This is a genomic window from Carboxylicivirga longa, assembly GCF_050589825.1.
Classification (GTDB): domain Bacteria; phylum Bacteroidota; class Bacteroidia; order Bacteroidales; family Marinilabiliaceae; genus Carboxylicivirga; species Carboxylicivirga longa.
On sequence record NZ_JBNGOZ010000031.1, the window covers coordinates 1 to 20,046 of the forward strand.

At 37.4% G+C, this 20,046-nt stretch carries 13 protein-coding genes, 1 tRNA gene and 1 CRISPR repeat array; of the genes, 7 read left to right on the forward strand and 7 right to left on the reverse strand.

What is annotated here, in order from left to right; translation table 11 throughout:
- Window positions 1-446 precede the first annotated feature (446 nt).
- The 6 genes from ACRD7A_RS17895 to ACRD7A_RS17920 are packed head-to-tail and all read left to right on the forward strand — an operon-like array spanning window position 447 to window position 7,893.
- A complete protein-coding gene (locus ACRD7A_RS17895) occupies window positions 447-2,861 on the forward strand; it encodes a mechanosensitive ion channel family protein (RefSeq protein ID WP_430812747.1) in 2,415 nt (804 codons plus the stop codon).
- An 8-nt stretch (window positions 2,862-2,869) separates the two neighbouring features.
- On the forward strand, window positions 2,870-4,177 hold the full coding sequence (locus tag ACRD7A_RS17900; RefSeq protein ID WP_430812746.1) for a serine hydrolase domain-containing protein: 1,308 nt from the start codon (window positions 2,870-2,872) through the stop codon (window positions 4,175-4,177).
- Window positions 4,178-4,179: 2 nt separating this feature from the next.
- A complete protein-coding gene (locus ACRD7A_RS17905; RefSeq protein WP_430812745.1) occupies window positions 4,180-5,196 on the forward strand; it encodes a DUF481 domain-containing protein in 1,017 nt (338 codons plus the stop codon).
- Window positions 5,197-5,253: 57 nt separating this feature from the next.
- Complete coding sequence (locus ACRD7A_RS17910) at window positions 5,254-6,030, forward strand: glucose 1-dehydrogenase (RefSeq protein WP_430812744.1); 777 nt, start codon at window positions 5,254-5,256, stop codon at window positions 6,028-6,030.
- Window positions 6,031-6,056: 26 nt separating this feature from the next.
- Window positions 6,057-6,776 carry a hypothetical protein gene (locus ACRD7A_RS17915; protein ID WP_430812743.1) on the forward strand — a complete coding sequence of 240 codons (720 nt, stop codon included), beginning with the start codon at window positions 6,057-6,059 and terminating at the stop codon, window positions 6,774-6,776.
- 25 nt (window positions 6,777-6,801) lie between these two features.
- On the forward strand, window positions 6,802-7,893 hold the full coding sequence (locus ACRD7A_RS17920) for a PCMD domain-containing protein (RefSeq protein WP_430812742.1): 1,092 nt from the start codon (window positions 6,802-6,804) through the stop codon (window positions 7,891-7,893).
- A gap of 170 nt (window positions 7,894-8,063) precedes the next feature.
- A CRISPR array of direct repeats spans window positions 8,064-10,575; the repeat unit is 47 nt; unit sequence GTTGTGAATTGCTCTCAAATTGTAACTTTAGTGCGGTCTTTGACAAG.
- A gap of 108 nt (window positions 10,576-10,683) precedes the next feature.
- Here the strand turns inward: ACRD7A_RS17920 and cas2 are convergent.
- The 7 genes from cas2 to ACRD7A_RS17955 all read right to left on the reverse strand — a co-directional run bounded on the left by cas2 (window position 10,684) and on the right by ACRD7A_RS17955 (window position 19,520).
- Window positions 10,684-11,022, reverse strand: a complete 339-nt coding sequence (gene cas2 / locus ACRD7A_RS17925) for a CRISPR-associated endonuclease Cas2 (RefSeq protein WP_430812741.1) — start codon at window positions 11,020-11,022, stop codon at window positions 10,684-10,686.
- Window positions 11,023-11,027: 5 nt separating this feature from the next.
- Complete coding sequence (gene cas1, locus ACRD7A_RS17930; RefSeq protein ID WP_430812740.1) at window positions 11,028-11,930, reverse strand: type II CRISPR-associated endonuclease Cas1; 903 nt, start codon at window positions 11,928-11,930, stop codon at window positions 11,028-11,030.
- A gap of 160 nt (window positions 11,931-12,090) precedes the next feature.
- Window positions 12,091-16,230: a type II CRISPR RNA-guided endonuclease Cas9 gene (gene cas9, locus ACRD7A_RS17935; RefSeq protein ID WP_430812739.1), complete on the reverse strand. Its 4,140-nt coding sequence runs from the start codon at window positions 16,228-16,230 to the stop codon at window positions 12,091-12,093.
- Window positions 16,231-16,579: 349 nt separating this feature from the next.
- A complete protein-coding gene (locus ACRD7A_RS17940) occupies window positions 16,580-17,140 on the reverse strand; it encodes a hypothetical protein (protein WP_430812738.1) in 561 nt (186 codons plus the stop codon).
- Window positions 17,141-17,151: 11 nt separating this feature from the next.
- Window positions 17,152-18,057, reverse strand: coding sequence for a relaxase/mobilization nuclease domain-containing protein (locus ACRD7A_RS17945; RefSeq protein WP_430812737.1), 906 nt, complete (start codon window positions 18,055-18,057; stop codon window positions 17,152-17,154).
- A 1-nt stretch (window position 18,058) separates the two neighbouring features.
- Window positions 18,059-18,394, reverse strand: a complete 336-nt coding sequence (locus ACRD7A_RS17950; RefSeq protein WP_430812736.1) for a plasmid mobilization protein — start codon at window positions 18,392-18,394, stop codon at window positions 18,059-18,061.
- 1,052 nt (window positions 18,395-19,446) lie between these two features.
- Window positions 19,447-19,520: transfer RNA gene (locus ACRD7A_RS17955), tRNA-Ile, on the reverse strand.
- 174 nt (window positions 19,521-19,694) lie between these two features.
- Between ACRD7A_RS17955 and ACRD7A_RS17960 the strand changes: the two genes are divergently transcribed.
- Entirely contained in the window at window positions 19,695-19,985 is a 291-nt protein-coding gene (locus ACRD7A_RS17960) for a hypothetical protein (RefSeq protein ID WP_430812735.1), read from the forward strand.
- Window positions 19,986-20,046: the final 61 nt, after the last annotated feature.

Below are 20,046 nucleotides of genomic sequence, written 5' to 3' on the forward strand. Positions count from 1 at the left end.
TTTTTATAATTTGAGTACTTAACACCTGATGAATATTTATTAAATATACCATTTAATCATCAGAATATCAATTAATTTAATCATTTAATTCGTTCTATTTTAGGACTTTAAACAACTTCATTACCCAAAAGACTCTGTTTACACAAGAAAATTAATTAAAGTACTTGTACTTAATCATCATTAAGAACTAATTCTTTTTCAAGTAATGTTAGATTATTTTGATATTGAAGTTTTTTGACAAAAAGAGAGCGTGTGGTATTACATTTGAAAAGTTGTTGATTGAACAATATTGACATACAGATGTTTATAGCAATATGATGCACTCGATCAGAACAATAAATCAACATCCATACAGCAACCGAATTAAATTGTTTTGACCGTTCAATAAGCAATTTGTATAACTGGTGTACTTACAATTATATGTGAGTTTCTTAAAATTCATTATTGTGCTGAAGTCATTAATCATCTTTGGCTATTTATTGATAGCTTCGAACCTGTTCTCACAGGAGAAAGATTTGTTTTCCGTGAAAGACACTCTTCCAATGAATCAGATTGCTTTTGAGCAGATACCCGGTTCATCCATCGAGGTAATTTTTCGTTTTGACAAGATGGCATCACAACTGATAGACGATGAAATTCTGGAAGAAGAGCATCGGATTACAAATGAGTTATTATCGCATATCGATTCCCTTATTTTGTTAGAAGCCGGAATTTCCATCGATAGTATAGTGCCTCGCAACTTGACAAACAAACGTACATTCTGGCTTAATTATCAAAGCATACTAAAAAAACGGGATGCCCAACTCGAGGGAATAATAAAAGACTTATCACTAAAGCGGAAGACTATTAACACAACCGTTCATCAATGGCAAAACACCCTACAGCAAATGGATAGTTTATCCATGGATTCTTTAATAACAAACTCCATCAATGAAGTTATAACTAAAGCAGAAGAATTGCAGAGGTTGGTACTTTATAAAAGCAACCTGGTATTTCCACTGCTTAAAAATGTCAAAAAAAGTCAATTGTCAATTGACGAACTCCTGCTGCGCATAAATTCCATCAATAAACAGCAATATGCGCAACTATTTTCGCGCACACAGCCCGCCTTGTGGAACATTGATTTTAAACGCCTTAACTACCATCAACTTATCAAACACCTAAGCTTCTTTTGGCAGGATAACACCTCTGCTATCAAACAGTTTTATCAGAGCAATTCAAACCGTCTCACTTATCTAATTCTCTACTTCCTGCTTTTATTAGCTGGTTTATACATCCTCTCCATTAAATACCTAAAGAATAGGCATTACAGTGGCAACATGTTTAAACAAGCAACCATATTGATTCTTCAACGCCCATTTAGCGTTGCATTACTACTCACTATTTTTTCCTCCGGGTTGTTTTTAATTCACCGACCACCGATCCTGATAGATATCTCCATCATCCTGCTGATTATACCATTAACAGACATCCTGGCACATATCACACATCACCGTGAAAAACGGTATCTGGTAGTTTTCTTTTTATTAATCTTACTACGCTTCATCAATTATATCTTTCCACCAGTAAGTCCATTCAACCGAATTATTTTGCTGCTAATGGGAGGTATCGAAATTAGCTTTTGGGTAAGTCTGATTCATCATTTTAGTCAAAAAAAAATGAATATTCAGGCGTTGGGCTACTTTTTACGCTTTATCTTTATCTTTCACCTGCTGGCAGCTATAACTGGTTTGATAGCAGCAGTAGTCGGTCAGTTGCAATTAGCCGAAATAGCCATTGATCTGTCCATAACCAATACATTGGTTGGATTACTCTTAATGGTATCTTCCATAACACTTCTGGGCTTACTCCATTTGCTTATTGATTTAAAACAGCTCAGTCACCTGAATGTGCTTCAAACGCATAAAAATGTTATTAAAAAGCGACTAAACATTATTGTCATACTCCTTGCAATATTCTTCTGGCTCGATTCAGTTATTAAAATACTGCGCATCAGTAGGTCTTTTTATGAAACTATTACATCAGCTTTCAATGCAGAAGTCTCGTTGGGCCTAATTTCCTTTAGTATGGGTAGCGTAATGCTCTTCTTTGTTATCATCTGGATATCAGTCGTTATATCCGGCATCATCCGGGCCATTCTTGAAGATGATGTTCTGCATAATATTTCCCTGTCCAAAGGTGTACCCCGGATGATTTCTGTTGTTATTCGCTTTAGCCTTATTAGTGCCGGGGTGGTTCTGGCCATTAGTGCTGTGGGAATGCCCCTGAATCAATTAACAATTCTGTTTAGCGCCTTTAGTGTTGGTATTGGCTTCGGATTGCAAAACATCGTTAACAACTTTGTTTCGGGTGTTATCCTATTATTTGAGCGACCCATTCAAATTGGTGATACCGTAGAAATTGGTACACTGATAGGCACAATAAAATCAATGGGTATCCGCTCCAGTAAAGTCCGTACATTTGATGGTGCTGAAGTAATAGTCCCTAATGCGAATCTGATATCCAACGAATTAATCAATTGGACACTTTCTGACAAACGACGACGTATTGAAATCATTTCTGGTGTGGCTTATGGTTCTGATGTTTATAAAACCCAAACACTTTTACTAGAAGCTATTTCCGAACATCCTGATGTACTTCAGGATCCGGCTCCTCTTGTTTTATTTAACGACTTGGGTGAAAGCTCACTCGATTTCCGTTTATTATTCTGGACCGATAATTTTGACAACTGGATCATCATCAAGAGTGAGATGATTTTTAAAATACATGATGCGCTAAATGAGGCGGGTATTAGTATTCCCTTTCCACAGCGTGACTTGCACATTAAAAGCAGTGAGTTACCACCCAATGATAATAAATAACATAAGCCATGAAACAACGATTTAAAATGAATTTAAGTGTCTTGCTATTATTAGTGGCAGGATTGCCGAGTTTCAGTCAAGTTTATCTGGATGCAAAGACTTCGGACCCTAATGAAATAGGGTGGATGAAGGGATTCCCGCCGCCAAAAGGAAAAATAATATCTGCTTCAGATGGTAGTTTTTTTCGGTTTCCTGCTTTGCGTTATAGTGTTTGCCATTTGCGAGAATTTATGCCAACTAAGGTGGTGAAGGCATCAACAGACAAGCATTACAAGTTCAGACAAAAGCTTGATAAAAATATTGATAAGGTAACTTTTAGACCATTGAATAGCTCTGCAACTATAACGTGGCTAGAATCGCTTGAATTGAATTACACAGATGGCATATTAATTCTGCATAAAGGGAAGGTTGTTTATGAAAAATATTTTGGCGCATTAGAACTTAATGGGGTTCATGCCGCCATGTCAGTAAGTAAAACATTTACCGGGACACTTGGTGCTTTGCTCGTTGAAGAAGGTCTATTGGACGAAAATAAAACGGGAGCAGATTATGTTCCTGAACTAAAGAAATCAGCGTTTGGAGATGCAACCATCAGACAAATTCTGGACATGACAACAGGATTAAAATACAGCGAAGACTATTCTGATCCCAATGCTGAAATCTGGGCATTTTCAGCTGCGGGTAATCCGTTTCCCAAACCTGCATCTTACAGCGGTCCAACAAATTACTATGACTATTTAGTAACAGTTCAGAAAGAAGGTGAGCATGGGAAAGTCTTTGGCTACAAAACAATTAATACAGATGTAATGGGCTGGATTATTTCAAGAGTATCTAGCAAGAGTATTCCAGAGTTATTATCAGAACGAATTTGGAAACCACTTGGTACCCATGTGGATGGCTATTATCAAGTTGACGGAGCGGGGATTGCTTTTGCTGGTGGAGGATTGAGTGCAAACATGCGAGACATGGGCCTGTTTGGAGAGATGATTCGAAAGAAAGGCAAGTTTAATAAAACACAAATTTTACCAGAAGCCCTAATTGAGGACATCATGAATGGAGGCAACAAAGATGCCTTTAATAAATCAGTTTATTCTTCTTTGAAAGGATGGAGTTATCGTAATATGTGGTGGCATACACATAACGAACATGGTGCGTTTGCTGCTCGTGGCGTACACGGTCAAACCATTTACATAGATCCCAAGGCAGAAATGGTTATAGTGAGGTTTGCTTCACATCCGGAGGCAAAAAATTCAAAAATAGACCCAACATCCCTACCTGCATTTCATGCAGTTGCTAAATACCTTATTTCAAAATAAATATGCTTCTAAGAATAAAATTCATTGCCCTTTTCGTTTTTGTATTCATATATAAAAATGCATTTGGAGTATCTGACACCCTTCTTTTTAATGCCGGAAATATGATTGTCGGAGAAATAAAAAACATGGAAAGAGGGGTGCTTGAAATTGATGCTCCATTTGGCAATACCAACTTTAAGATTGAGTGGTTAAGCATTGATGAGATTTATACAGAATCAAAATTTCTGATTGCGACAAGAAATAACCTCTATCATGGGAAATTAACTACAATAGAAGGCAAAAAAATAAAGGTTTATGATAGTGATACCGTTTATGTTATTTGTAATCTTGGGGATATTGTCAATTTAACTCAAATTAAAGAAGGGTTTTTGAATCGGTTTAGTGCTGCTATTGAACTAGGAATCAATGTGGCTCAGGCTCAAGACATGCGGCAACTATCTACTCGAAGCTTTATCGGATATAAAACAGAAAAATGGTCCACTGCTGCTAGTTACAATAATTTGCGGTCAATACAGAATAACGCAGACCCTATTAAACGAAGCGATGGCGAACTTAATTTTCGTCATTTATTGATTCGGCGCTGGTATATAATCTCTACGATTTCATCTTTATCTAATACAGAACAAAAATTAGATATTCGTGCAAATACCCAGCTAGGGTTAGGAAACTTTATTTACAGCACAAACAAAGCCTATTGGGGCACGAAAACCGGGATTAATAACAACTATGAAGAGTTCTCAAATGAAACATCGAGTCAAAACAGTTGGGAAGGTTACCTGGGTACTGAATTAAATTTATACGATATAAGTGATATAAACTTATTATTGGTTTTTATGGGTTATTCAGGTTTATCAGACATTAGCCGCTATCGAGCAGATGCTAATTTCGATTTAAAATACGAACTTCCCATTGACCTTTTTATACGATTAGACATTTCGTTTAACTATGATAATCAGCCTGCTGAAAATGCAAGTAATACCGACTATGTATTAAGAACGGGTATTGGATGGGAGTGGTAATATAATTCTTAACTAATACAAATAACTAGACAGCAACAACAAAAAATAACTATAAGCATGCAAACAAAAAAACTTTTTGAACTCAATGATAAAACAGCCATTGTCACTGGTGGAGGAAATGGTATTGGTAAAGCTATTTGCGAATTATTAGCTGCTCACGGGGCTAATATAGTAGTTGCAGATTTAAAATTTGAAGATGCCCAAATGGTGGCGGGTCAAATTGATAGTAATGGTGGAAGCGCATTGCCTGTATTGTGCAATGTTACCAAAGATGAAGATTTGGTGAAACTGGTAAAAGTAGCGGTTGAAAAATTTGGAGGCATTGATATCCTAGTGAATAATGCCGGAGGTGGTGGAGCAGGACGTGAAAATCCATATAATATTAATGTAGAAGATTTTAAGTGGGTATTTGAACTGAATGTATTCAGTTCGTGGAGATTATCGCAACTTTGTGCACCTGAAATGGAAAAAAGAGGCTATGGTTCCATTGTTAATATCACTTCTATGAGCTCTATTAATAAGAGTCCGAACATTAGCGCTTATGCGAGTGCCAAAGCAGCAATTAATCATATGACATCAAATCTTGCTTTTGATTATGGCGTACATAATATTCGCATAAATGCGGTTGGCCCGGGAGCAACCCGGACAAAAGCTTTGGAATCGGTGTTAACACCGGAAATCGAAGAAAAAATGCTGAAAGGAACCCCAATAAAAAGGTTAGGAAAAGTGGAGGATATTGCCGGAGCAGTGCTTTATTTTGCTTGCCCGGTTTCAGAATGGGTTAGTGGACAAGTATTATTTGTGAATGGTGGCGGAGTGCAGACTTTAGATTAAACATTTATAAATAAAAAGCTGATGATATGGAACATTACAAATTACTTATAACTGTTGGCATATTCTTTCTCAATACTTCATTGGTTTTTTCTCAAGAAAATGTCAATACAAATGAACGTGATTTTAGAATTACCAAAGGCAAGTACTATAGCTCTCTAACGTTTTCATTGGATTCACGTATAGCCAAGAATGAAGATCAGCTAATACGACAGGTGGTTGATCAGAATAGATATGACTATCGGATTATTGGCAATGGAGGTTATGCCATAAAGGATAACATGACCTTGGGACTGTTAGCAGGATATGGTCGTGCACGTGAGGAGATTACTTTTGTTGACGAAAATGGCGAAAATGTAACCTCTAAAAGATTACAACAAGGTTTGTCTCTTGCTCCCAATATGCGAAACTACATACCGATAGGGAAAGGACAATTACAGGTCTTAGTTCAAACAGAATTAAATGTAACTTTTGGTGAATCGCTACAGAGGACATTCCGCATGGATGATATTGAGAAAGTGGAGGGTGATTTTGTAGACCTTAAACTAGGGATAAGCCCTGGCATGGTGTTGTTTTTTGATAAACATTGGGCATTTGAAACCACAGTTGGTATCGCAGGACTTTCTATGCGAATTGAGGAAGAAATTACGAATGATGACCGTGATAATCGACAAAGAGTTGTAGAATCTGGAGTGGATTTTAGAATTAACCTGCTGCAATTAAACTTGGGTGTTGCATATTATTTTTAGAGGCTAAACTAAATATCAAAGAAATATGGAAAACAGAAAACAATTAATTGAAAAAAACTTCTTCAACATAACTTCATTTATCCTGCTTATATTTAGCCTTTCTGTTTTAAACGCTTGTATAAAAGAGGATGAATTCGGTCTTTCTTCTTTCAAGGAAATAAGGGTTTTTGAATTGCCCGGCCAAGCGGGAGTTACAACCATTAAAAAAGAAGAACAGACTATTGTTATTCCAATGAGTGAAGGGTCAGATTTAGAAGCCTTGGCGCCTAGCAATATTGTGGTATCAAATTTTGCAACACTTTCGCCGTCTGCTGAAGAAGCACAGGATTTTTCCAATGATGTAAAATACACAGTTACTGCTGAAGATGGAACAATTGCTGTTTGGACAGTTTCTGCAGTGCCGGCACTACCTAACCCTCAATTACCAAACAGTAACTTTGATCTTTGGTACAACGTCGGCAGCTACCAGCAGCCTGGAGAAAACGCAGAATCAACAGTATGGGGAACTGCTAACCGGGCGTTAGCAATTGCAGGAGATGCTAATACTAACCCTGTAGACCTTGGTGGCGGAGATTTTGCAGCACATTTAAAAAGTGTTGCCGCACCATTGTTAGTTCGCATGGCAGCTGCTACCCTCTTCACAGGTAAATTTACCACCGGTTTTCCGAATCCCACGGACCCACGATCCAATATAGATTTTGGCACACCTTTTATTGGACGGCCTGAATCATTCAGCGTTGATTATAAATACATTCCGGGAACATCATACGAAGATGCAAATGGCAATCTACTATCTGGAACTGATGAATGTGACATCTATGTATTATTAGAACGCAGAGATGGAAATTCTGTTGAAAGAATTGGCACAGGATGGTTTAGAAGCGATATTCAACAGGTTGACTTTACCAACATTGAAGTCTCTATTAAATATGGCGAAATCACTCCCGCTGATCCTGAATTTGATTATGCAAATATCCGTGAAGGAGAATCCTGGGGCGACCCACAAGCAACGCCTACTCATATAACCGTGGTGTTTTCGTCGAGTGCACTTGGCGACTTTTTTACAGGAGCTATTGGAAGTGAGTTGTGGGTCAATAATTTTGAATTGATATACTAGGCATAATACAATTTATATTGGTTAAAAAGTAAAAGCCGAACGCACAACATCGTATATAAAACGAGAAACTGGTCCACTTATGCTAGTTACAATAATTTGCGGTCAATGCAGAATAACGCAACCCCATTAACTGAAGAAAGGTAAATCTATTCTTCTTGAATTTCCTGTTAGTTGTGAATTGCTCTCAAATTGTAACTTTAGTGCGGTCTTTGACAAGCCGACGATAATATTGAAGTTGCTGCATGTGGTTGTGAATTGCTCTCAAATTGTAACTTTAGTGCGGTCTTTGACAAGATGATGGACTTACCAACCTTACGCCCTGCAGTTGTGAATTGCTCTCAAATTGTAACTTTAGTGCGGTCTTTGACAAGTTAGGCACAATTTCTTCTTTTATTTCAGCAGTTGTGAATTGCTCTCAAATTGTAACTTTAGTGCGGTCTTTGACAAGCATTAATTTGCGAATCGCTCAGGGTTAAATGTTGTGAATTGCTCTCAAATTGTAACTTTAGTGCGGTCTTTGACAAGAGCCCAATTCGTGGTTAATATGATTTTTTCGTTGTGAATTGCTCTCAAATTGTAACTTTAGTGCGGTCTTTGACAAGATTGCCTCTTTTATTTTATGAAGTAGTTCCGTTGTGAATTGCTCTCAAATTGTAACTTTAGTGCGGTCTTTGACAAGATATCCTGCTGTAATAAACCTCATCCAATGGTTGTGAATTGCTCTCAAATTGTAACTTTAGTGCGGTCTTTGACAAGATGAAGATGAATGCAAATTCATGATGTCCTGTTGTGAATTGCTCTCAAATTGTAACTTTAGTGCGGTCTTTGACAAGCCACTAAGGCCATGTAACAAATATGCCCGGGTTGTGAATTGCTCTCAAATTGTAACTTTAGTGCGGTCTTTGACAAGTATATGAAACAGACATGCATGCAATTTTATGTTGTGAATTGCTCTCAAATTGTAACTTTAGTGCGGTCTTTGACAAGTTGGTGAATCTGAACTTGAACGATAGGTAAGTTGTGAATTGCTCTCAAATTGTAACTTTAGTGCGGTCTTTGACAAGAATAAACCAAATTGGTTGGTATATTTCGGAGTTGTGAATTGCTCTCAAATTGTAACTTTAGTGCGGTCTTTGACAAGGATATCGCAATTCTTGAAAGTGAGCTTTGTGTTGTGAATTGCTCTCAAATTGTAACTTTAGTGCGGTCTTTGACAAGATTGGGCTGAAAGTTTAGAACTGGCCACCAGTTGTGAATTGCTCTCAAATTGTAACTTTAGTGCGGTCTTTGACAAGATGTGTATGCTATTTATGCAGAAGATGCGTGTTGTGAATTGCTCTCAAATTGTAACTTTAGTGCGGTCTTTGACAAGTTCATATCAAGGAATCGTATATCTATCAAGGTTGTGAATTGCTCTCAAATTGTAACTTTAGTGCGGTCTTTGACAAGGTAGGTTTGTTTCTCCAGTAGCTTAGGTAAGTTGTGAATTGCTCTCAAATTGTAACTTTAGTGCGGTCTTTGACAAGTTCTTTTTCGTTCGAGGTAAAGTATGGAGAGTTGTGAATTGCTCTCAAATTGTAACTTTAGTGCGGTCTTTGACAAGACAACAACTATTGAATCAACACTCCTTAAAGTTGTGAATTGCTCTCAAATTGTAACTTTAGTGCGGTCTTTGACAAGAGACTCCATAATTCCACCATAGCTATCATAGTTGTGAATTGCTCTCAAATTGTAACTTTAGTGCGGTCTTTGACAAGGTTAAGAAGTGGTTAATCAATTGGAAGATGGTTGTGAATTGCTCTCAAATTGTAACTTTAGTGCGGTCTTTGACAAGTTTCATCAGATACTTTTTGCAGCCTCCGCGGTTGTGAATTGCTCTCAAATTGTAACTTTAGTGCGGTCTTTGACAAGATCCCCAGTATCTCTACATCTACATAGGTAGTTGTGAATTGCTCTCAAATTGTAACTTTAGTGCGGTCTTTGACAAGCAATGCTTAATATGATGAATAAGTTTTTCAGTTGTGAATTGCTCTCAAATTGTAACTTTAGTGCGGTCTTTGACAAGCTCACCCCTGCCTTACCTGCCGCCTCGGCAAGTTGTGAATTGCTCTCAAATTGTAACTTTAGTGCGGTCTTTGACAAGCTATTACTCCCTGAATCCCGATGGCAGCCTGTTGTGAATTGCTCTCAAATTGTAACTTTAGTGCGGTCTTTGACAAGGGCTAGGATATTCATAAAGACTGAGGTCGAGTTGTGAATTGCTCTCAAATTGTAACTTTAGTGCGGTCTTTGACAAGGAGAATGCTACATTTGTTCAGTAATGGCTAGTTGTGAATTGCTCTCAAATTGTAACTTTAGTGCGGTCTTTGACAAGTCCTTCAGGCACATATTGACTAATTCCCCTGTTGTGAATTGCTCTCAAATTGTAACTTTAGTGCGGTCTTTGACAAGATAGTAGTTGTCGGTTTAATAATGATATAGGTTGTGAATTGCTCTCAAATTGTAACTTTAGTGCGGTCTTTGACAAGTTCTAGCTATGTTTTTATGCAGCTTTGCATGTTGTGAATTGCTCTCAAATTGTAACTTTAGTGCGGTCTTTGACAAGTCAATCCAAGATTCTATAGATAAAGCAAGTGTTGTGAATTGCTCTCAAATTGTAACTTTAGTGCGGTCTTTGACAAGGTCATCACTGCAAATATCAAATTCACAAATACTTATCAAAGACTATAGGAATAATAAAACCAAGCCTGTACTAGACTTGGTTTTATTGTTCATCGTTTTTTTTCATTTCTAGAATAATTGCAATTGCTGCACCACCTCTGGTTTATCTTCCGGCTTCCGGCACAAAAACAACTCCATCATTCCAAATTGTTTATCAGTGATTTTAAGTACTCCCACGTGTCCATGCTCAGGCAACATCCCTTTTACTCGTTTGATGTGCACATCAGCGTTCTCTCTACTCGGACAATTCCTCAGATAAATCGAAAACTGAAACATAGAAAAACCATCATCTATTAACTGTTTACGAAAACGTGTTGCATTTTTTCGCTGCTTTTTTGTTTCGGTTGGAAGATCGAAAAAGACAAGTACCCACATAATTCGATATTGATTTAAAGCTGTATACGGCATAGCTACTAATTAATGAACTGCGGATACACAATACGTCGTCTGCTTCCCTCAAAACATTCATAGAGCGAATTAGTTGTACGACTTAAACCAACCATTAATGGACTCTTCTTATTATCAAACAACACATCTACCGTAGCTATTGATAGCATTTTGGCCTTGTGTTCACGCGTAATCTCCTCGCTTTCTATTTCACCTTCTTGCCACATTTGATACACCAATTCATCACAAAACGGACGATAAGGTTCCATAATATCATCGGCCAGGCAATAGGCATTGTACTTATTGCGATGAAAAATTCCCAGAGTAGGTAATAAACCACTGCTGACCAATGCTCGTGCAACAATGGCACGAAGTATTGCATAGCAATAATTCAGATGGGCATTGGGAGCCTCTCCGTACCGGTGCCTGATGAACTCCTCATTTTCAAATAACATCTTCCAATAAACCGAAGCCGCACGACCTTCAACATTATCAGGATCGCCGCTTTGCACTTGCGGAACTAACGCCTTTAAACGTTTACTCTCAATACCAAAGCGCGCCATTAAATCGGCCTGATTTTCTACTTTAGCCTTTACCGTCTGCTGCCATAAATTCTTTTTTAGTGGTTCACTAGCATTTAGTTGTTCCCGAAATCTCTCTGATTGTAAAGTATGACCATCTAAAGGTAACATCAGGCCTGTTGGCATGTGTTTTTCATCACAACTAATCAATGCTGCGTTTCGCTCAAGCAAAGCTGACATCAAAGCATGAGTTATTGTAATTCGCGGATTATCCAACAAAACAACACCAATATCTTCAATTGGCACTGAGCCTAACTCATTTTTTGTTTTTGGCTCTGATACTTTTAATTGCTGTTGCTGCTTATGCAAATAAGCAGGATTACCAAAGTAAAGGGTACGTTTAATCATAGTAAGCTGATTTCTGTTGGCTATTTACTAATACGAAAAACCAAGCCCTTGGTACTAAAGCAATTGTCAAAATAGACAGATTACTTGACCAATTAATCTAATACTTTGATTAACACCCCACTGCTCCTATTTTTATCATTAGAAACAGTGGGTGCTTATTTTACTCTCCAACCTTAACAATATGACCTAAATGATTAGTTCTGACTTTTATTAAGTTTTTTAGCCCTTGCGTATTCTGAATTCTCTTATAAGCTGTATCTACCAATGCTTTCTTCACTTCTACTGTCGTTTCAAGATGATGTCGAAACCAATAATCTTTGCTACCAATCTTCTGCACCCTAAACAGATACTTACTAATTACACTACGATTATCAGGATTTAGCAAGTCAATCTCAAGCGGATCAAAATCGTCGGATGGAAACACAAACATCTCGTTTTGTTTCATGGAAAACAAAAACTCCCAACCGATGGGGTGTTCCTTATTGATGATTGGACTATCTGCATTAACCCGGCCAACAGCTTCATAAAACGACACTACTTCCTCCTGTAGCTTCCCATTTTCGTCACGATAAATTGCCACATGGTGGTTATTTCCTGTACTAACAAAGTCCACTGCAATTTCGCGCCCCTGCTCATCCATCATAACTTCTCCCAGATGATTTTTCTTACAATGTAAAGCCTCAGCATTATTAATACCACTGATTGTAACACGTTTAATAGCAATTCCTTTTTCTTTATTCAACCAAATAGGGTTTTGATCCAGATTAGAAAAAGCTTCTTTAGTATCATTACCAAACTGTTGTAATCGTCTTTCTAATATTCCCCTTACCGCACGATCAATTACCTTTTCCATACTCTTAAAATCAGGAACAAACTGCTTAGAATTTGGATTGGATCCTACAATCTCTTTTCTAATGGTGTAATTATCTTCCAACCAAACCACTTTAACCTTTTCGGGCACCACCTCACCTGCTTTAGTAACCACAGGATTCTTTGCAGGACTATTTTTCCCGCCAAAAGCCTTTTTAGGATTATTATCAAACTCATTTAAGCGAGCCAACACGGCATCTTTATAAGCCTTCTTCGAAATCTTTTTAGCCATTGCTGCATCAAAGGATGCACCCACCTTTACTAATTTAGTAGCGTACTGTTGCATTTTACCATAAACCGTTTCTTTATGGAGCTGGCCACGCGGTGTTAATGCTGTTTGAATAACATCACTACCTTTTACTTTATTTCTGTTACGTGTTACTACCTTGTTTTTTGCTTTGTGCGAAATTAGAATAGACTCAAGGTGCTGTTTAACAACTGTCCTGAAAAACGGTATAGGTTCCTTAAACACGCGTTTACCATCGGTATTTTTTGTTGTCTCTTTATTTTCTATCGCAATTATATTACTGCGCTTTTTATCTTTTTCATTTTTACGGGCATTAAGATTATTCAGATACTGAATGTGATTGTGTTTTGTAAATGCTACGGTTAATGCATCCATGGCATGGTGCCTGTGGTCATTACGCTTTGTCCAATCTGTTATCTGCTCAATTTTTTGCCCATCCTTACGTTCTTCAACATGCGTCATTCCAAGGGCTCGATATTTCTCCATATTGAGTTCTTTCATCACATTAATCAAACCCCAATCTTCACGCAAGCGAGCTGTTATTGAGCCGGTAGTCGAGACAACTGTTTCGCAAAGTTCAAACAGCATCTCTTTGGCCTTTTTAGCGATATACTGACTTTCTCTTAAATCTCTCTCAATAAAGCCTTCTCCAATATCTTCAGCCTTTTTACAAAGTTTTAAATATTTGGCTTTAGAGATATGACCATTGTTGTAGTAATCCTCCACGCGTGCCACATAAGCATCAGCAACATTTGCTCCAAACTTGTTTTTTATGTAATCATAAGCAGTTTCTTCCCCTTTATCTATATTCAGCTTTTTGAACTCTAACGTTTTATTGGAGAAGCTATCATCAAACAATCGTGCTTTAGGAATGATGTGCTCAATATCCACTTCTTTTGAAAACAACTGTGAAGGAGAAATATATGTATTTGTATAGAGCGTTTTGTAACCATTCATTTCCAACTCTTTATACAAACGGTATCGAATGATATCGTTACGGCTGGGATTTTTAATTCCAAATGATTTTTGCAATTCTTTACGGTATTTCTCATGCTCAGAATGTGCTTTATTAATAGCACTCGTCAATTCAGCCCTTTCTTTCGCATTTTTCTTTAACTCTCGAGACAGCTCAATGCGTATTTCATCAGGTTTGCCCATATTGGGGCTTTCAATGATTGAATTAACAACATTAACTAATTGATTAAGTATCTTTTCCACAACTGGATTTCGCAAACTATTTTTAGGCAATAACTCCAACTTGTCTTTTAAAATCCTTTTCGCATTCTCTTCTTTGGTAAGCGAAGCTGAATGGTTGTATCCAGCCAGTTCACACGCTTTACAGTATGAACTTTCCTTTATGTACGGAAAAATTTTGGAAATGGCTTTTGTACTTAGGCTGGCGTAATCATCCTGAAACTGCACATTAGCCAAATATTGTGTCCATTCTTTTTTAAATCCATACTTATCATTCAGCTTTTGATACAGGGCATCCATTCCAGTTTTGGATTTATCACCCTCATATGAATAAAGCAAGTGCCACAATTGATAATACTCCTGTTTCTCTAACGCTTTTTTATCAAGCAAAGCATCAAACTTCAAAATGGATGAATTAATATTCAAATGCTTAAACAGTTCTTTTACTTTATCATAGACAGTTTTAGCATCATCACTTTTCAAATTCAATTCATACCCTTCGTGCTCAATAATTTTGGCAAAGGCAGCATATAGCGCATTATTAGTTGTATTACCTTTTAACTCAGTATAATTTAAATCATAGTCATTAACTGTGTAGCCAAGTAGCTTTAATATCTCTTTTTTTGATAGTTTCTCCTTAATATTTAGTTCTTCAAAAAGCACCTGCTTATCTTCCAACGATAGTTCAACCCCTTCTTTTGCATCTTTGGCTTTCAGTAAGACATGAGACAAATCGTGCCATATACGATATTCCTGAAATAAAGGTGATGACTTTGGACATACTCTTGATCCAATTGTTTTTAGCTTCCTTTTTCCATCAACTGCAACCTCTTTTTGTTTGCTTTCAAACTCACAAAAACTAATCAATCCTTTTTGTGATTTCAAACGACGCTGATAGAAAATGACTACATCGCGTACCTCCTCTTTAAGTTCATCACTGAGTTCGGCGTGATATTTCTTTTGTGTTTCCCATATCTGCTCGAACTCATCCAGGTAATCCTGTCTGTAAAAAACTTGATTTTTAAGCGATGTATGTGGATTCGCTTGTAGTTGTCTGTACAAATACTCACCAACAGTTTCCTTATTAAAATACAACTCCTTACTTCTGTCACTAATTGCCCCCAAATAGCCACTACTATTATTCAGGTTATTATTTATTTCTGTAATAACATAGGCCACTTGTTCAATTGATAGCTGCTGATTAATGGCATTGCTACGCCACTGATAGGCTTGTAGCTTTATTTCGTTCCGCTTGCCTTTATTTTCGGCCGTATAAATACCTTTTATGGCTAAAAAGCGCTTTCGGGTATTTTGTTGACCTTGCCCTTCAATTGCCTTATATAATTCCACATCAAGGATTTCAGGGTAATACTGCTGTTGACATTGCCATACTTTATCCAATTCGTTCTGCAAATCGGAGCGATAAAAATCAGGCAAATTCGCTTTATCCTGCTCTAACTGCTGGAAGCAGTATTGTCCTGGTGTTAATTGATTCTCGTATAAATACTTTGCAACATCCATCCCATCAATCAACTGCCCCGATTCTTCGTCACTTTTGGTTTTTCTGCTACTTTTATATCCACGCTTTTTATTTAAAGCTAAAAGCACCCGCGCAAACTCATCCAATTCTATTCGATGTTGGGCTCCTATTGCCCTTAGCTTCAAGGTTTCAAAAGTTGTAGCATTACCATTCTCCGTCAACACCACTTCATTTGTTATAAGCTTATGCTTTTTTAATAATTGTATTAGGTTTTCTCTTCGCTGTTTAAATCGTTGTAAATTACGACGCATACTACGTTTTAAAGTACGATCAGCATTTACACTCAACGTCCGTCCTTTTTCAAAATCTGTTTGCTCATCGGTCGATAATGGATTAACTCTAACACCCAAATCTATTATTACTGAATGTTCACTTTCTTTTTCTGCTTCGTGAACAAATGCCCACCCAATTGAAGTGGTTCCTAAGTCGAGTCCTAATATTTTTTTCATTAAATATATTTTAGAGTTAATCAAAGTAACTAGTATGACCAATATAATAAAACTTAGACAATAGTATAGTAATTGTGATTAACTGGATTATGAAATTTGGATATAAAAAATGGAAAATATATATTTGAAATACAATTTGAGCAATTCACAATAAGGATTATTCCGTTGTGAAAACATTTAGCTGCCTCGACTATCTTCGGGGCTTTTTTACCTTACCCCCTGCTACCACGCCAGTCCCTTCACATGATGCTTCAAATAATTTATACCACAAACCAGATTATTAAATTCAATTTTTGAGACTGTCTATTATAGCGGTAACTAAAAAGAAGAATTATCACATCAATAGTGTCTACTTAATACTATTAACAGCTTGCTTGATAGACTCTATCGCCTCCTCATCCCGATAAACATTAAAAACGGTATCCAGCTGACCGGCCACCTCCATATCAATATTATTGGTTGCTTTAAGGTATCTTAATTGAAGGTCACTGTCTCTTAAGTTTTGGTTCTCATAAATCAAATAAAAACAGAAAGAAGCCGCAATTGCAAACAGTACCTGAAAAGCAAAGATTTTAATAGTCTGAAGTTTTCGTTTGTGAAGACTTCGCTTCATCTCATCCATAGATAACACAAGCGCGTTAGCCTGCTCATCTATTTTCGAAAGTACCTGCTTGTTTTCTTTAGATAACTTGTCTGTTGAAGCATTTAATACACCATCCATTGAATCTAAAATGAAGTCTACAACGTATTCAATCTTTAACGTTTTCTTCTTTCGTTGTTCTATATCATCAAGAATTGTGGCTCTCGCCTGTTCCTGGTTAAAGTTAAGATCGTCCAATTTCTCATCCATTAAAGCCATCTTCTCTTTGATTTCTTCAAACATGGCTGTAGTCATTTCATTCTTTGTCATAGCTTAAGGAATTATAGTCTAGGGCCAAATCGCCGTTTCTTGTTTTTGAATCGATTCTGTTTTTTGATTTTATTTTGCTGCTCATGTGAGCTATGCAGATAATCGGGATTGAGCAACTCTGCACCTATCCTCAAAGCGCTAAAGGTTTTAGAATCTAACTTTTCTGAGAAGGATTGTGATGCTTTATGTGCATTGCAATACAACTGGTAATTGATTTTGGAGTAACTGAATTGCCGATCCACCTTGGAGCCGTTAAAACTCAACTCGTCCTTTCGAAAGCTGACACCTTGAACTTCATCGGTCTGCCCTTTGTATTTGTAATGAATGGTAATTCCTTTTTCACTGAGTCGATGTTCCAGTTCCTTCCAGTTCTTACATCGGGGGATGGATTGCTTTAAGGCTTCATAGATTTCATATTTGGTTTTATCGGCTCCCTTCAAGCGATGTATTTTAACCTGCTCCTTGCCTTTAGCAAAATAGAGCTGATATTCTCGGGTGAGTTTCTTACATATACCTTCACTTCGTATCCGGTCATTTTTATCCGAAATGGTCTTGCCATTGAAGTCCACCCGATTGATGATTAAATGAATGTGTGGATGCTCCTTATCGTAATGCCGGGCAATCAGGTATTGTGTTTGTTCCATATTCATCTTGGCCATGTAAGTTTGGGCAATTTCTACCATCAGGTCATTGGTGAGTCTAGCTTTATCCTTAACAGAGAAATCCAGCGAAATATGATAGACCGGTTTAGTGATGCGCTTATTGAGCTCTACCTGACTGTTAAAACTCTTAATAATGGATTCTGCTTCTTTTAACCGTAAACCTTCCGCGTGCAACGGCTCCGTTCCTTTCTTTTTATCCAGAACATAGTTAACCACACCTCGAAAGCTTTTCCCTTTAACAATTTTGGCTATCATGCTAGAGTTGGTTTAACAGTTGGTCTATCTGTTCGGCCAGGTCCAAGTATTCAGTCCTGGCATTATCGTAACCAACAGCATTAGCCTTTCTGGCTATTTGATTCAGATTATTGGCCATTCCGCAAAGTTGACGAATGAGCGCTTGATGCTCAGGGTTAAGTCTCTCTTTGACTGAACTAGTATGAATACATTGTCGCATGTACTCGCTGTTGGTCATGCCTGCTAATCGGGCCTTTGACTTTAAGGTGTAGTAATCCTCTGTGGACATTTTCACATCCACTTTGTACTTCTTCTTTTGAGAAGCGCTTAAACGAGGACGTCCACCTTTATTCATCATTTTTTGCATTGCTTTATTTAGACCAACGGGATGCTTTTCAGGGTTTTGGTCGCACCAAAACATAAACTTGCTAATAGCTTCGCTTAAGAGACCAACCTTAATAGCTCACAATAAATTCGCTTGTCTTAAAATTGAATTTTACATCTTCATTTGCATATACTGAGGCCTTTTTACATGCGTAAGCCACCCATATTTAAAGGTCATGGTTTGGCAAAAGGAAGCGGAATAAAAAGCCTCGTGCGCTGGGAAGAGAAATCAATTCAAATAGATTTTGAGCGGACAGAGCAAAGGACTTGTATTTTGCGGCACGCAATAATACCAAGCTATTTGCTGTCGGGCCTGTGCGATGGGAAAGAAAATGTCTTTGATTGATTTTGGCGCGTTTATGCCGAACGCTTTTGCGTCAAACCATGACCGGTCACATCTTTGCTGAAGCATGTATAAAAAGGCATGGCTTTTAAATAATTCTTTGAGTTTCATATGGGTAGTTTATGAGTGTTATTTTACCTCATTAAATTACCAACACGCTTATTACTAAACAATAAGCAAAACACTACAAATCAATTCAAATTGTATGATTTTCTGAATCTGGACGTCATTTTTCAAAAAACTAACGTAAACAATTAAAAATTATCTTCTAGCAAAAAGAGGGTATAAAACTATCAAATTTCTACCGCCCATTTCTCCCTCCTCCTTCTAAAATTAATAGCCCTTTCTTCTCCCGCAAGGGTAGATGAACGCCATCCAAACATGTCGACCTTGCAGTGAGCGAAAGTTCTATTCTTCATTCTTTCGGAGGAGCGATACACTATACGGCAGAAACAATATAAAGAGACAATTACAACACGGCATTCGCCCTGTTATTTTCTTTTGTGAGGGAGCTCTGTCTATTGGCAGAAATAAATGTAGGAAAATACCTCAAAAAGGTGTTTCAAATGCACCCAAATTGTGTTAAATTTCATTAAATCTGACACTTACAAGTGTTAAGTGCAAATTAAGTGCAAATCAAAAAAAGGTTACAATCTTTCGACTGTAACCTCTTGATAATGAAGTGGGCCCACCTGGGCTTGAACCAGGGACCCCCTGATTATGAGTCAGGTGCTCTAACCAACTGAGCTATAGGCCCGGCTTTATAAGGTGTTATACCTTTTCAGCGGATGCAAAAATAGTTAAGAATTTTTTATTATCAAATAGATTATTCAATATTTTATTGTGTTTTGCTAAGCTCTCAGTGGGCTTACGCATTGTAATTATCATTAGTCTTCTGTAATTTAGATGGCTACGATAAATGAATGAGATTATGAAGAAGGAAATAAAATACAGAATAGTATTTGCTTTGTTGGGCGTCTTAATGTTATGTACTGCTTGTCTGCCAGGTGGTGGTAATTATTCTCCCGAATATCCGGCGGGTTTTTTCACGGGTATCTGGCATGGTTGGATCGCACCAATATCTCTTGTACTCAGTATTTTTAATAAGGATATTACGCTTTACGAATCCTTTAATACCGGTTGGTGGTACGATTTTGGTTTTTACATGGCTATTATTTCCGGTTTTGGCAGTCTTAGACTTATCCGTAATAAAACACGCTGAGTAGGCCAGCGGCCTCTTTTTAATAGTGGCCTCAACCTATGTGAAGATGTGTTCCTATCTT